Origin of the sequence: Streptomyces sp. CLV115 (assembly GCF_038448545.1) — a bacterium.
GTDB lineage: Bacteria > Actinomycetota > Actinomycetes > Streptomycetales > Streptomycetaceae > Streptomyces > Streptomyces sanglieri.
In genome coordinates this window covers 1-13,530 of record NZ_JBCEWQ010000070.1, presented here as the reverse complement: position 1 = coordinate 13,530, position 13,530 = coordinate 1, and the positions used below count along the sequence as shown (strand labels likewise).

Below are 13,530 nucleotides of genomic sequence, written 5' to 3'. Positions count from 1 at the left end.
ACGCCCACCACAGGAGACCCATGAACCCCGTCACCTCCCAGACCCACGCCCAGGCCCGCGAACTCGCCGCCCGTGCCGTACCCGGCCTGCCCGCCGATTTCCGCTGGGGCGTCGCCACCGCCGCGTACCAGATCGAGGGGGCCGCCGCCGAGGACGGCCGGACCCCGTCCATCTGGGACACCTACTGCAGGGTGCCCGGCATGGTCGTCCGCGGCGAGAACGGCGACGTGGCCTGCGACCACTACCACCGGATGCCCGAGGACGTGCGGCTGATCGCGGACCTGGGCGTCGACACCTACCGCTTCTCGCTCGCCTGGCCGCGCATCCAGCCGGGCGGGCGCGGCCCGGCCAACGCGAAGGGGCTGGACTTCTACAAGCGGCTGCTCGACGAGCTGGAGGCCGCCGGCATCACCCCCTGGGTCACCCTCTACCACTGGGACCTCCCGCAGGAGCTGGAGGACGCCGGCGGCTGGCCGGCCCGTGACACCGCCCACCGCTTCGCCGAGTACGCCGCGCTCGCCTACGACGCGTTCGGTGACCGGGTGAAGCACTGGACGACGCTGAACGAGCCGTGGTGCTCGGCCATGCTCGGCTACGCGTACGGCAACCAGGCACCCGGGCGGCAGGACTTCGGCGACGCGATCAGGGCCGTCCACCATCTGCTCCTCGGCCACGGCCTCGCCGCGCGGCACATCCGCCGGGCGGCCGCGGACCGGGGCAACGAACTCGAACTCGGCATCACGCTCAACCTCGGCACCGCCACCCCCGAGACCGACAGCCCCGCGGACGCCGAGGCCTGCCGCCGCGCCGACGGAATGGGCCGCCGCCTCTATCTGGACCCGCTGGCCGGAGGCGGCTACCCCGAGGACGTCGTCGCCGACCTCGCGCTGCGCGACGCCGTGCTCCCGGTCCAGGAGGGCGACCTGGCCGCCATCGCCACCCCGATCGACGTCCTCGGCGTCAACTTCTACCGCGGCACCCTCTTCTCCGGCGTCACGGAGGACGGCTCCCCGGTGGACGCCGAAGGGCTGCCGGTCACCCGTGGCGTGGAGCGCGATCTGCCGCGTACCGCGATGGACTGGGAGATCACCCCCACCGCCCTCACCGACCTGCTGGTGGGCCTGGAGCGGGACTACGGCCTCCCGACGGTGATCACCGAGAACGGCGCCGCGTTCGACGACACCGTCGGCGCGGACGGACAGGTCCACGACGCCGACCGCACCGCCTATCTCGCCGACCACATCGCCGCCGTCGCCGCGGCCCGCGCCGCCGGGGCCGACGTCCGGGGCTACTTCGCCTGGTCGCTGATGGACAACTTCGAGTGGTCCTACGGCTACGACAAGCGGTTCGGCATCGTCCGCGTCGACTACGGGACGCAGGAACGGACGCTGAAGGACAGTGCCAAGTGGTACCGCGACACCATCCGCCTCACCCGGGGCGGCTGAGCGCGGCGGGCCGGGCTGTCGCACCCGCCACCCGTTCGGGTTAGCTTCGAAGTATGCGGAACAGGCTGTTCCCGACGGTGCTGGCCGGCCTGCTGCTGATCCTGGCGGCGGCCGTCCTCGGCACGGCCCCGGGCGCGACGCCGTCGACCGGGGCAGCCACCGTCGACGACGTCGCGCAGGCCCTGCGCAAGAGCCCGGTGTACGTCGACCCGGCGGCGCCCGGCCGGCTGTCACCGGGCCAGGCCGCCGCCCTGACGAAGAAGATCAAGGACGCCGACAAGCCCGTCTTCGTGGCCGTGCTGCCGCAGACCTCCGCCTTCCCCGCGAAGACCCTGCTGACCACTCTGCGCACCGACACCGGGATCACCGGCGTCTACGCGGTCCGCCTCGGCAACGGCTTCGACGCGGGCGCCGACCCGCAGGTGATGTCCACCCGGGCGGTCCACAACCTCACCGCCGCGGTGAAGACACCCGGCGCGGACACCGACGCCGCGACCCAGCTCAACACCTTCGTCGACCGGGCAGTGGAACAGGCCCGGGGCAGCGCCCCCGCCTCCTGGGGCGGCTCGCCCGGCGGCGGATCGTCCTCCGCCGTCGGGCTGATCACGGTCGGCGCGCTCCTGGTGCTGGGCGGCGGCACGGCCTACGCGATCGTGCGCCGCAACCGGAAGCGGAAGGAGGCCGAGGAACGGGCCGCGCTCGACAAGCTGCGGGTCGTCGTGGACGAGGACATCACCGCGTACGGCGAAACCCTGGACCGGCTCGACTTCCATCCCGCCGAGGCGGGCGCCGACGACGTCATGCGCGCGGACTACGAGCGGGCGCTCGACTCGTACGAGACCGCGAAGTCCCGCATGGCGGCCGCCCGCCATCCGTCCGACGTGCGCGGGGTCACCCAGGCCCTGGAGGACGGCCGCTTCTCCCTCGCGGTCCTCGACGCCCGCCGGACCGGCGGCGAACTGCCGGCCCGCCGCCCGCCCTGCTTCTTCGACCCGCGCCACGGCCCCTCGGTCGCCGACGCCCGCTGGTCCCCGTCCGGCGGCACGGCACGCGAGGTCCCGGTCTGCGCGGCCGACGAGGTCCGGCTGCGCGCGGGCGAGGAACCGCTGGGCCGCACCGTCGACACCCCCGACGGCCGCCGCCCGTACTGGGAGGCGGGCCCGGCCTACGGTCCGTGGGCGGGCGGCTACTTCGGCGGCGGCCTGCTCCCCGGCCTGCTCGCCGGCACGCTGCTCGGCTCCATGCTGTCGAGCCCCGCGTACGCGGCGGAGTACGGCGGCGGCGACTTCGGCTCCGGCGGGGACTGGAGCGGCGGCGACTTCTCCGGAGCCGACTTCGACTCCTCGGGCTTCGACGGCGGAGGCTTCGGCGGGGGAGGCGACTTCGGGGGCGGCGGCGGATTCGACGGGGGCGGGTTCTGAGCCGCCGACCGGCGACCGGTGACCGCTCGGGCAGGTGCGATTCATGCTAGACCTGAAGTTATGTCTGGTATCGGCCGATTCCGGGCGCGGCTGCGACGCTCCGTCCGGCGATCACATCGGCACGATGGAGGACGCCCGGGCCCACAGGCGCCCGCGTCGTCGGGCCGGGGCCTGGCGCCCTGGTCACCCGGTCGCGAACTGCGCTCCCTGTTCAACCTGCACACCGTGGCCGGCCAGGTCTTCGTCTTCGTCCTCGGTCTCGTGCTGCTGCTCGTCGCGGCGGGGGCCGTCGCGCTGGTGGTGCAGGGCCGCCGCGACAGCATGGCCGACGCCCGCGCCCGCACCCTGAGCGTCGCCGAGACCTTCGCCCACGCGCCCGGAACCGCCGCCGCACTGGACAGCAGGAACCCCACCGCGATCCTCCAGCCGCGTGCCGAGGAGGTCCGCAAGCTGACCCATGTCGAGTACATCGTCCTGGCGGGCCGACAGGGCATCCGGTACACCCACCCCGACCCCGCGCTGATCGGCAAACACCTCATCGGCCCGTACAAACAGGCACTGGCCGGGCACGGGTTCACCGAGACCTTCACCGGAAGCCTGGGGCCCTCGGTCAACTCGGTCGTGCCCGTGCCCCGGGCGGACGGCTCGATCGCCGGACTTGTCTCGGTGGGGATCACCGTCGAGTCCGTGAACAGCGTGGCGGACCGCTCCGTCCCGCTCGCCACGGCCGCCGCGGCGGTCGCCCTGGCGCTCACCGCGGGCGGCGCGGCGCTCCTGAGCAGGCGGCTGCACCGCCAGACCCACGGCCTCGGGGCCGCCGAGATGACCCGGATGTACGAGCACCACGACGCGGTGCTGCACGCGGTCCGCGAGGGCGTCCTCATAGTCGAGGCCGACCGGCGGCTGACCCTCGCCAACGACGAGGCCCGCAGGCTTCTCGACCTGCCCCCGGACGCCGAGGGCCGGGCGGTGGCGGACCTCGGGCTGGACCCGGACACCGCGGAACTGCTGGTCTCCGGCCGGACCGTCACGGACGAGGTGCTGCGGGCCGGCAACCGGCTGCTGGCCGTCAACCTCCGCCCGACCGACACGCACGGCGGGCCGCCCGGCATGGTGGTGACCCTGCGGGACACCACCGAACTCCGCGCGGTCACGGGACAGGCGGAGTACGCCACCGAACGGCTGCTGCTCCTGTACGAGGCGGGCGCCCGGATCGGCACCACCCTCGATGTGACCCGCACGGCCCAGGAACTGGCGGAAGTGGCGGTCCCCGGGTTCGCCGACGCCGCGTCGGTCGACCTCGCCGACCCCGTACTGCGCGGGAACGAACCGACGACACCGGACGGCGGCACGCTGGAGATGCGCCGCACCGCCGTCGCGTCGGTCGACGCGGACCATCCGCTGTACCCGGTCGGCCATGTGGTGGGCTTCGTCCCCACCAGGACCCGGGCGATGCGGGTGCACAGCGACGATGCCGATCTGGAGAGCGATTTCGTGCGGCTGGGCTGGCGGAACTGGGATCCGGACGTGGCCGCGCGGATCAAGGAGCGGGGCTTCCACTCGCTGGCGTCGGTGCCGCTGCACGCCCGCGGCACGGTTCTGGGCATGGCCAACTTCTGGCGCTCGGGCGATTCGGAGCCGTTCGACGAGGACGACCTGTCCTTCGCGGAGGAGCTGGTGGCCCGGGGCGCGGTCGGCGTGGACAACGCCCGCCGCTACACACGGGAGCACGCGATGGCCGTGACCCTGCAGCGCAGTCTGCTGCCGCGCGGCCTGCCCGAGCAGAGCGCCCTCGATGTCGCCTACCGCTATCTGCCCGCGTACGAGGGGGTGGGCGGCGACTGGTTCGACGTGATCCCGCTGTCCGGCGCCCGGGTGGCGCTGGTCGTCGGTGACGTGGTCGGGCACGGGCTGCACGCCGCGGCCACCATGGGGCGGCTGCGCACCAGCGTCCACAACTTCTCCTCGCTGGATCCCGCCCCCGACGAGCTCCTCGGGCATCTCGACGAACTGGTCAGCCGGATCGACCGGGACGAGGCCGCCGCCGACGCGGAGATCGCCGGAGCCACCTGCCTGTACGCGATCTACGACGCGGTCTCCGGGAACTGCGCGGTGGCCCGGGCCGGCCACCCCGGGCCCGTGCTGGTCCTGCCCGACGGCACGGTCGAGTTCCCCGAGGTGCCGACCGGACTCCCGCTCGGCATCGGCGGCATGCCCTTCGAAGCGGCCGAGTTCCACGTACCCGAGGGGAGCCGGCTGGTCCTGTACACGGACGGGCTCGTGGAGCGCCGGGACCGGGACATCGACACCGGCCTCGCCCTGCTGCGCGCCTCCCTCGCCGGCCGCGACCGGACACCGGAGGAGACCTGCGACGACGTGCTCGACGCGCTGCTGCACGACCGGCCGAACGACGATGTCGCGCTGCTCGTGGCCCGCACCCGCACGCTCGATCCCGACCAGGTCGCACAGTGGGCGGTGGCCACCGACCCGGCGGCCGTCGCCGGGGTCCGCAAGAACGTCGCCCAGTGGCTCACCGACCGGGGCCTGGAGGAGGAGGCGTTCGCCACCGAGCTGATCCTGAGCGAACTGGTCACCAACGCGGTGCGCTACGGCACGGCGCCCATCGAGGTCCGCCTGCTGTACGACCGCAACCTGATCTGCGAGGTCTCCGACAGCAGCAGCACCTCCCCGCATCTGCGCTACGCGGCGACGACCGACGAGGGCGGCCGGGGCCTGTTCCTCGTCGCCCAGTTCGCCGAACGCTGGGGGACCCGTTACACCGAGACGGGCAAGGTCATCTGGTCGGAGCAGACGGTCGGCGAGCCCGAGGCGGACGAGCCGCAGCCGAACGCCCTCTGACGTCGCCCCTCCTCCGTTGTTTGCCGTTCCGGCAATGATATTTGCCGATATGGCGCCGGGTTGCGGACCCTTCTCGGAAGAAGGCGAAAGGGAGGTACTCCTCATGAGCGACATGACCAGCGATGCGACCGGCAAGGCGGCAGGTGGCCGGGGCGTGAACGGCGGTACGGACCGCCCCTACGACGTGGTGGTGATCGGCGGCGGCGCCGCCGGACTGAGCGGAGCCGTGACCCTGGCCAGGGCGCGCCGTTCGGTGCTGGTGATCGACGCCGGACAGCCGCGCAACGCCCCCGCCTCGCACATGCACGGCTACCTCGGGCACGACGGCACCCCGCCCTCGGAGCTGCTGGCCATCGGCCGGGACGAGGTGACCCGCTACGGGGGAGAGGTCGTCCAGGATGCCGTGGTGGCCGCCGAGCGGCTGCCCGACGGCGCGGGATTCCGGGTCGAACGGAAGGACGGGGACCCGGTCGTGGCGCGCAGGCTCCTGGTGGCCACCGGCCTGGTCGACGAACTGCCCGAGGTGCCGGGCCTGGCCGAACGGTGGGGGCGCGAGGTCCTGCACTGCCCGTACTGCCACGGCTGGGAGGTGGCCTCCCGCCCGATCGGCGTCCTGTCCACCGGCCCGCTGGCCGTGCACCAGGCACTGATGTGGCGCCAGTGGAGCGAGGACATCACTCTCTTCCGCCACACCGGGCCCGAGCCCACGGACGAAGAGTACGAGCAGCTGGCCGCCCGCGGCATCGCCGTGGTCGACGGCGAGGTGGCCGGCCTCGAAGTGACGGACGACCGGCTTACCGGGGTGCGGCTGGCCGACGGCCGGGTGGTCCCGCGCGAGGCCGTGGTGGTGCAGACCGGCCTCATCTGCCGCGCGGACGTGCTGGCGGGTCTGGGGCTGGGGGCGGCCGAACTGAAGATGGGCGGCGAGGTGATCGGTACGTACGTCGCCGCCGATCCGGCCGGGGAGACGGAGGTGCCCGGCATCTGGGTGGCCGGCAATGTCGCCGATCCGAAGGGCAAGGTCGTGGTCGCCGCCGCAGCCGGGGTGCAGGCCGCCGCCGCGATCAACGCGGACCTGATCACCGACGACGTGAACCGCGCGGTCGCCGCCCGCCGCGCCTGACGCCGGCCGGGCCCGCCCCGGAACGCCGAGCGCCCGCCTCCCTCCCCGGCGGGGGAGGAGAGGGCGGGCGCGCTCGGGTTCGGGCGTGGGGCGGCGCAGGGCGTCAGGCCTGGGTCACGGCGGACTTGATCGCGGAGATGTCGAAGTTGAGCTTGACCTTGTCGCTGACCATCACGCCGCCGGTCTCCAGCGCCGCGTTCCAGGTCAGGCCCCAGTCGGAGCGCAGGATGTCGGCGCTGCCCTCGAAACCGACCCGCTCGTTGCCGTAGACGTCGGTGGCGGAGCCGTTGAACTCCAGGTCGATGGAGAGCGGACGCGTGACGTCCTTGATGGTGAGGTCACCGGTGACGCGGTACGTGTCGCCGCCGAGCTGCTCGGCGTGCGTGGAGCGGAAGGTCATGAGCGGGAACTTCTCGGCGTCGAAGAAGTCGCCGCTGACCAGGTGACCGTCGCGGTCGGCGATGCCGGTGTCGATGCTGCCGATCCTGACGTCGATGGACGCGGTGGAGTTCGCCGGGTCGGCGCCGTCCAGCTTCAGTGTGCCCTCGTGCTCACCGAAGGAGCCGCGCACATTGGTGACCATCGCGTGCCGCACGGTGAAGCCGATGCTGCTGTGCGCCGGGTCGATCGCGTACTCGCCGGTGAGGGCGGCCAGGGCCGGGTCCACGGCGGGGGCGATGGTCGCGGTGGCGGCGGACGGGGCGTTGTTGTTCTTGCGGTTGAACAGAGCCATGGCTCCTCCTCGGGGGACGTGATCGAGCGGGGTCGAAGTGATTGTTTAACCTTCAACGAGAATGACTGTAGCGCGATCTAGTTCAACATTCAACATTTGACTGGAAGGGTGTCGCTCGAAGGGCGCCGATGAGGGGCGTCGATGGGCGGTGCCGATCAGGGGCGTCGGTCGAAGGGGTCGGTGGGGGAGCGTCCATCGAGGGGCGCCGTGAACGCAGACCGAACGTCGGCTCAATTACTGCCGACCGTTGCCGTCCCCCTCTGGCGGACGCGCGTAGAACTCGGGCAGTATCTGCATACCCTTACTTGTCATGAGCAGGAGGAGTCCCCCCATGCTGTCCCAAATGAGACTGCGCCCCGTCCTGACCGCATTCGCCCTCGTCCTGGGTGTTCTCTTCGCCCCGGGCGTCGGTGTCCTCGGCGGTGGCGCCCCCCAGGCCCACGCCGCCACCAAGCTCACGCACGCCGAGGCCACCGCCCGGTTCAGCTCCTCCGGAGTCACCTGGTCGTCCTCCGGCGGCTGCTCCAACCGCAACGTCGCCACCTGCACCTCGTTCGACCAGCTCAACCTGGCCACCGCCCAGGGCGCCCAGACCCTCAAGGGCGCCACGGGCTGCGCACTGAACATCACCGGCGGCACCGAGACCGGCCACGCCAGCGGCACCTACTCGCACTGGAACGGCTACAAGCTCGACTTCGCCAAGTCGACCTGCCTCACCAACTACGTCCACAACGTCTTCACCTACATCGGCGTACGCGGTGACGGCGCTCCCCAGTACCAGGCGGGCTCCGGCAATGTCTACGCCGACGAGGGCAACCACTGGGACGTGACGTTCTACAACTGCGGCGGCTGCTGACCTCCGCGCACGTCGGCCCGCACGGGGTGCCCCGGTCCGCCGGACCGGGGCACCCCGCTCTGCTTTCCGGCGGACGGGGGCACCCCGTCGACCCGAACGCGTGACGGATTAGCATGGTCAACTGCCGAGGCCACGAACCGGGCTGACCAGCCGTCGCGATCACCAGGAGGGTGCATGTCCTTCGAAGAGGAGTGGGCCGGTCTCAAGGCGGACGCGGCCGCCCGCATGCAGCTGAACAGCGTGCCGGACGAGGGCCCGGGCGCGGGGCCGTCCGGCGGGGACCTCGTCGTCCACGACGACGAGCTCGGCAAGATCGGCCATTTCGCCTACCGCCTGCACAACAACCTGAAGGCCGACGGCAAGCACGCCCGGACCACCACCGAGGCCGCCGGTACGAGCCTGGCATCGGACGGGTTCGAGATGGGCAAGGCACTGACCGCCGCATCCAAGGCCTGGGACAAGCAGGTCGGGACGCTGGCCGACGCCTGCGCGCACATCTCCAACCACCTCGACTTCTCGAAGGCGTCGAAGAAGAAGGACGACGAGTGGGTCGCCGCCCAGGTGAGCGCGTCCAGGATCGCCGACTACTACGACGTCCCCGAAGAGGACACCAAGCCCTCGATCCCGAAGCCCGAGGGCCCCATCATCTGATCCCACCCCTCCTTCCCCTCCTGCTCACTGCCCTTCATTCCCCACCCAGGCGAGGTGCACGGTGCTGGTTTTCCAGCAGCTTCTCAACCTGAAGACCAAGCCGCTCGATTCGGCGATCGACGACTGGGTCGCCATGGTCAAAAAACTCAAGGAACTCGCCAAGGACGCGGGGGACATGAGCACCTATGCGCAAGGGACGGCCTGGAAGGGCGAGAACGCCTCCGTCACCAAGCCGTTCGTCACGAGGACGGCGGCCGAGTTCACCGACGCGGTGATCCAGGCCGAGAGCATCGTCAACATCCTCAAGGACGCCTACGGTGAGTTGACGCGGGCCAAGGCCGATCTCGAAACGATCTACGAGAACCCGCCGCACGGCCTCAAGATCGACCCGGACGGCGTCATCACGCACCCGGAGGGCTCCAGCGCGGCCCAGGGTGACGTCGACGCACTCGTCGATCGGCTGGAGGCCATTCTCCAGCGCGCGGTCGACGCCGACGCGCTCTGCGCCTGGGGACTGAGGGATCTCACCAAGGACCCGCACGAGTTCAGCAGCATGCACTACGGCTCGCTGAAGGACGCGAAGACGGGCATGGTCCAGGAACAGCGGACGAAGCTGGACAAGACGGAGTACGAGCCCCCCAAGAAGTGGGGCAGCGGCACCATCAAGCCCATTGCCGAGTTCCTCAGTTACCGGTCCTGGATGGGCGGCGGCGAGGCGCTCCTGCACGGCGACGTCAATGGCGCGATACAGGGATTCATCGGCGGCACACCCGCCTACGCCGCCGGCGAGGCCAGCAAGCATCTGGAGAAGGGGTCGATCCTGAGCGACGTGAAGGGGAAGCACCACCGCCCCACGTTCATGAACTCGATCGGCAAGTTCGGCGGCAAGATATTCGGTGCACCCGTCGCCGTGGTGGCGACGGGAATCGACTTCTACTACACCCCGTCGAAGAAGGAACCCGGTGACACCCACGTGGAAGCCCCGGCAGCACCCGGAAAGGTGAGGTATCGGTGACGCACTCCGCAGGCCCGCCGCCGCCCGGCCGCCGCCGTCCCAGCCTGTGGCACTGGCTGACCCCCCGGGGATCACGGGCGTTCGTCCTCGGCGTCGCCATGGCCGTCGGCGGGCTCGCCGGCGGGGTGCGCGCCGCGATGGCCGGGGAGGGGATCTGGAAGTCCGCCGGCATCTTCGGCGTGGGGGTGCTCGGAGTCGTTCTCACCGTCGCGTGGATCGTGACGTACACGCGGGAGCGCTGAGGAGAGGGCTGCTCCGCGGGTCCGTGCCCCGGAATACGAACGGTGCGAATGGAAGGTGCGGGTTGATGTACACGACGGAGTCGGCGGAGGCCCGCATCGAGGATGCGGGCAACCTCCTGGTCGCGCCTTCGGCGTTGCGGGACCATGAGGCGGTCAGGGACTTCTTCGGGTCCACGATCACGCCGGAGGACCTTGCCTCAGGTTCGACCGACCTCGCACAGCGGACCGTCTACCTGTGCGGCGACGCGTCCGGGATCAGCGCCGGTCAACTGCGGTCGGCGGACCGGGTGTTCGTGGTCCGGGAGCTGTCACGCGGCTACGACGAGGACGACGGCAGCCCCTGGACCCTCGTGGACCTCGGCCGGGTTCCCCGCCGCGTACACGGCGTCGGCGTGTACTACCCCCGTTTCTTCGGCCCCGGCGCCGATCACTTCGGACGGATCAGCGCGGAGCACGAGTTCCAGTCCCTGACGGAGTCCACCAAGCCCGGAACGGCCCGTCGCAGCGGGATCTATCTGACGCCCGTCACACAGAACGGCGACGAACTGCATTTCCGCCTGCTCCGGTGCTCCACGAATCTCTCGGGGCCGACCGAGAGCTTCGGCCCGACCGACACGGGCATCGTCGAGGAGCTGAACCGCGAGGCCGCCGCCGTCTTCCGGGACCAGGCGCCGCTGAATCACGTTCTCGCGCAGATCTACCACAACACCCTCGCCACGGCCGGGCGCAAGCAGTCCAAGGCCAGGATCTCGGCCCATGCCGACAAGACCAAGGACATGCCCGCCAACGGCATCATGGCCTTCTGCACCTTCTACGACCGGCTCGACAGGCTGCGGCCCCTGGCCGAAGACGCCTTCGACTACGGCGTGAAGGGCGCCAGCGGGCTGACCAGACTCCACTTCCGTCTCAAGGACGCGACCGCGCAACACGACGGGGTCGCGCTGCCCGCGCAGTTCACCCTGACTCTCCACCCCGGCTCCGTGTTCTTCATGCCGCTGTCCACCAACCGCCTGTACACGCACGAGATCCGGCCCTCGTCGCTGGACGCCGAACTGCTTCCGACCCGCCTGGGATACGTGGTGCGCTGTTCGAGCGCCGAAGCCGTTCACAAGGACGGCCAGACATACCTCAAAGCGGCCGGGGACGGAGATCCGGTGAAGCTGGGGCCGCCCACACCTGAGGGCATGGACGAGCTGCGCAGGCGGTACGCCGAGGAGAACAGGACCTCGTCCTTCATCGACTACGGCGACGAATTCCTCTTCAGCATGAACTCGGGGGACTACGTTGCCCCCCGTGTCTAGGCTCTCGGACGAGATCCTCTCGTACGCCCTGCCGCCCGAGGAGAATTTCTTTGCGGAGCTGTCCGCGTCGGCCCGTCTGGAAGACATGGGAAAAGGCCGACGAGGCGCCGTACTGACCAGGGCCGACGAGACGGACGGTGTGCCGCTCGTACGTACCACCAGCCGGTACAGCAGTCCGGCGCAGCGTTTCCGGGCGGTGCACGAACAGTTGGCGCAACGGATCCAGGAACGGATCCAGGAACGGGCGGCGCTTCCGGCCGGCTTCAACAACGCTCTCATCGAGAGCTACACAAACGCCTACAGAACCATGGGCGGCCATTCGGACCAGGCCCTCGATCTGGCCGAACCGTCGTTCATCGCCGTCTTCTCCTGCTACCAGCACCCCGAATCGGGCCCGCCGAGAAAACTGATCTTCGAATCGAAGGAGCACGAAGGGGAGAAGTCCGAGATCCCCCTCGCCCACAACAGCATCGTCGCGTTCTCCGTCGAATCGAATCGCCGACTCCGGCACAGGATCGTGATGGACGCGCCCGTCGGGACACCGGACAACCAGTGGTTGGGCGTGACGTTCCGGACGTCGAAGACCTTCCTCCGGTTCCGCGACGGACACGCATACCTCCCGCAGGGCGCGCGCCTCATGTCGGCCGACGATGAGCAAAGGCGCGAGTTCTACCGGCTGCGGCGCCGCGAGAACCATGAAACGGACTTCGTCTACCCCCCGGTGGCATACACCGTCAGCGAGAGCGATCTGATGCCGCCCGTCTGACCTCGGGGGAGCGGGCCGTGCGACGGCTACAGCTGAACGGTGATGGCCACGGTCACCTCGTCACCGGCCGAGATCCCCTGCGGCTTGCGGACCGCGTTCTTCAGCGGCAGCAGATAACCGCCGTCCTTGGGAAAGAGCGACGTGGTGAAGATGGTCTCGCCGATGCGCGCGTCCACGGGTACCGCGCCCCAGCCGTACGTGGCCAGCGCGGCCACCTCGCGGATGTCGGCGGCCTGTTCGGCGGGAACGGCGGCGAAGTAGAACGGCGAAGGCCCCCGCCACTCGATGACGCGGCCGGTGAATTCAACGTGCACGAGGTCGATCCGTTCATCGAGGGGCGCCGGATTCCGGGCAGCGTACACGCGGGCCTACTCGGCACCGGAGGTGGCGGTCGCCTGCCCGTGGGAGGCGGCTCCTGGACTCCGCGGCTCGTTGAAGGCCCGCTGCCGGTCCCCGTGGCTCAGGTTCGGCAGCTCGTGTGCCGGCGACCTGGCTGAGCCCCGCCCGGACCGTCGTGGTTGCGGATTCGTCACGCAGCAAGGAGATCGTCGGAGTCGACTACAACTCCGTCGGCCTGCCCATCTGTACGGGTGGGTTTGGTCCGTGCCGTGGCTGCGGGCGAGACGGCCCGTGCCTTCCTGGGCAAGCCCGCCGACGCGTCTACCGGCCTTACCCACATCGGCGCCCGCGAATACGACCCGACCGTCCCGGACAGCAGGGCCTGCGCCCTGATACGCCTTGTCGGCCCAGCACTTGACGTCATGAGCAGCGAGAGCGGCGGGAATGCCGTGGGTCCGGGCCGCGGTCAGATCGTGCACGGCTCCGGGTAGCACGTGGGTTGAAGAGGCTCAATGTCACTGCCGTGCTGTTCACTTGGCCGCATGGACGCCTCCGCTCTGCGCGCCCGTCTGAACGACGCCTGGCGCGCGCCCGAATTGCACTGCCCGCTGCCCACCCATGGGGCAGGGCATGTCTGTGTGCCCAGTGACGCGGAGGATCTGGCCGCGTTGGAGCGCGTCGCTGCGGGCGTGATCGACGGGGCGAGTCTGCCCGTACGTGCGTGGGTCGTGGGGGGTAAGGCGGCAGGGGTGCCCGACGGTCCGCTGGTGGGCGGGGAG

General features: G+C 70.6%; 13 protein-coding genes and 1 pseudogene. 11 read left to right on the top strand and 3 right to left on the bottom strand.

Annotated features, from left to right (window positions below; genetic code table 11):
* Positions 1–20: 20 nt before the first annotated feature.
* The 4 genes from AADR41_RS23405 to AADR41_RS23390 all read left to right on the top strand — a co-directional run bounded on the left by AADR41_RS23405 (position 21) and on the right by AADR41_RS23390 (position 6,848).
* Entirely contained in the window at positions 21–1,445 is a 1,425-nt protein-coding gene (locus tag AADR41_RS23405) for a GH1 family beta-glucosidase (RefSeq protein ID WP_342283348.1), read from the top strand.
* Between the two features lie 53 nt (positions 1,446–1,498).
* The gene (locus tag AADR41_RS23400) at positions 1,499–2,866 is read left to right on the top strand and encodes a hypothetical protein (RefSeq protein ID WP_342283347.1); all 1,368 of its coding nucleotides are present in this window, start codon (positions 1,499–1,501) and stop codon (positions 2,864–2,866) included.
* 225 nt (positions 2,867–3,091) lie between these two features.
* The gene (locus AADR41_RS23395) at positions 3,092–5,725 is read left to right on the top strand and encodes a SpoIIE family protein phosphatase (protein ID WP_446751102.1); all 2,634 of its coding nucleotides are present in this window, start codon (positions 3,092–3,094) and stop codon (positions 5,723–5,725) included.
* A gap of 112 nt (positions 5,726–5,837) precedes the next feature.
* Positions 5,838–6,848 (top strand): NAD(P)/FAD-dependent oxidoreductase, encoded by a 1,011-nt coding sequence (locus tag AADR41_RS23390; protein WP_446751104.1) that lies wholly within the window; start codon positions 5,838–5,840, stop codon positions 6,846–6,848.
* A gap of 103 nt (positions 6,849–6,951) precedes the next feature.
* On the opposite strand, the gene AADR41_RS23385 is transcribed toward AADR41_RS23390, so the two are convergent.
* Positions 6,952–7,581, bottom strand: coding sequence for a YceI family protein (locus AADR41_RS23385; protein WP_342283345.1), 630 nt, complete (start codon positions 7,579–7,581; stop codon positions 6,952–6,954).
* Between the two features lie 331 nt (positions 7,582–7,912).
* On the opposite strand from AADR41_RS23385, the gene AADR41_RS23380 reads away from it, so the two are divergent.
* From AADR41_RS23380 to AADR41_RS23355, 6 genes are all read left to right on the top strand, one after another.
* The gene (locus AADR41_RS23380) at positions 7,913–8,437 is read left to right on the top strand and encodes a hypothetical protein (RefSeq protein ID WP_342283344.1); all 525 of its coding nucleotides are present in this window, start codon (positions 7,913–7,915) and stop codon (positions 8,435–8,437) included.
* A gap of 174 nt (positions 8,438–8,611) precedes the next feature.
* Complete coding sequence (locus AADR41_RS23375) at positions 8,612–9,088, top strand: hypothetical protein (protein WP_342283343.1); 477 nt, start codon at positions 8,612–8,614, stop codon at positions 9,086–9,088.
* 61 nt (positions 9,089–9,149) lie between these two features.
* Positions 9,150–10,103, top strand: a complete 954-nt coding sequence (locus AADR41_RS23370; protein WP_342283342.1) for a hypothetical protein — start codon at positions 9,150–9,152, stop codon at positions 10,101–10,103.
* The gene (locus tag AADR41_RS23365) at positions 10,100–10,345 is read left to right on the top strand and encodes a hypothetical protein (RefSeq protein WP_342283341.1); all 246 of its coding nucleotides are present in this window, start codon (positions 10,100–10,102) and stop codon (positions 10,343–10,345) included. The genes AADR41_RS23370 and AADR41_RS23365 overlap by 4 nt, the downstream gene beginning before the upstream one ends.
* A gap of 65 nt (positions 10,346–10,410) precedes the next feature.
* Positions 10,411–11,646, top strand: a complete 1,236-nt coding sequence (locus AADR41_RS23360) for a hypothetical protein (protein WP_342283340.1) — start codon at positions 10,411–10,413, stop codon at positions 11,644–11,646.
* Positions 11,630–12,412 carry an alpha-ketoglutarate-dependent dioxygenase AlkB gene (locus AADR41_RS23355; protein ID WP_342283339.1) on the top strand — a complete coding sequence of 261 codons (783 nt, stop codon included), beginning with the start codon at positions 11,630–11,632 and terminating at the stop codon, positions 12,410–12,412. The genes AADR41_RS23360 and AADR41_RS23355 overlap by 17 nt, the downstream gene beginning before the upstream one ends.
* A 26-nt stretch (positions 12,413–12,438) precedes the next feature.
* On the opposite strand, the gene AADR41_RS23350 is transcribed toward AADR41_RS23355, so the two are convergent.
* Together AADR41_RS23350 and AADR41_RS23345 are read right to left on the bottom strand one after the other, a co-directional pair.
* Entirely contained in the window at positions 12,439–12,726 is a 288-nt protein-coding gene (locus AADR41_RS23350) for a DUF1905 domain-containing protein (RefSeq protein WP_342283338.1), read from the bottom strand.
* A gap of 393 nt (positions 12,727–13,119) precedes the next feature.
* Positions 13,120–13,242, bottom strand: a pseudogene (locus tag AADR41_RS23345) (IS5/IS1182 family transposase); the annotation flags it as partial.
* A gap of 51 nt (positions 13,243–13,293) precedes the next feature.
* Here AADR41_RS23345 and AADR41_RS23340 point away from each other — a divergent pair.
* Positions 13,294–13,530 (top strand): hypothetical protein (locus AADR41_RS23340; RefSeq protein WP_342283337.1); only part of this gene is annotated, 237 nt, incomplete at its 3' end.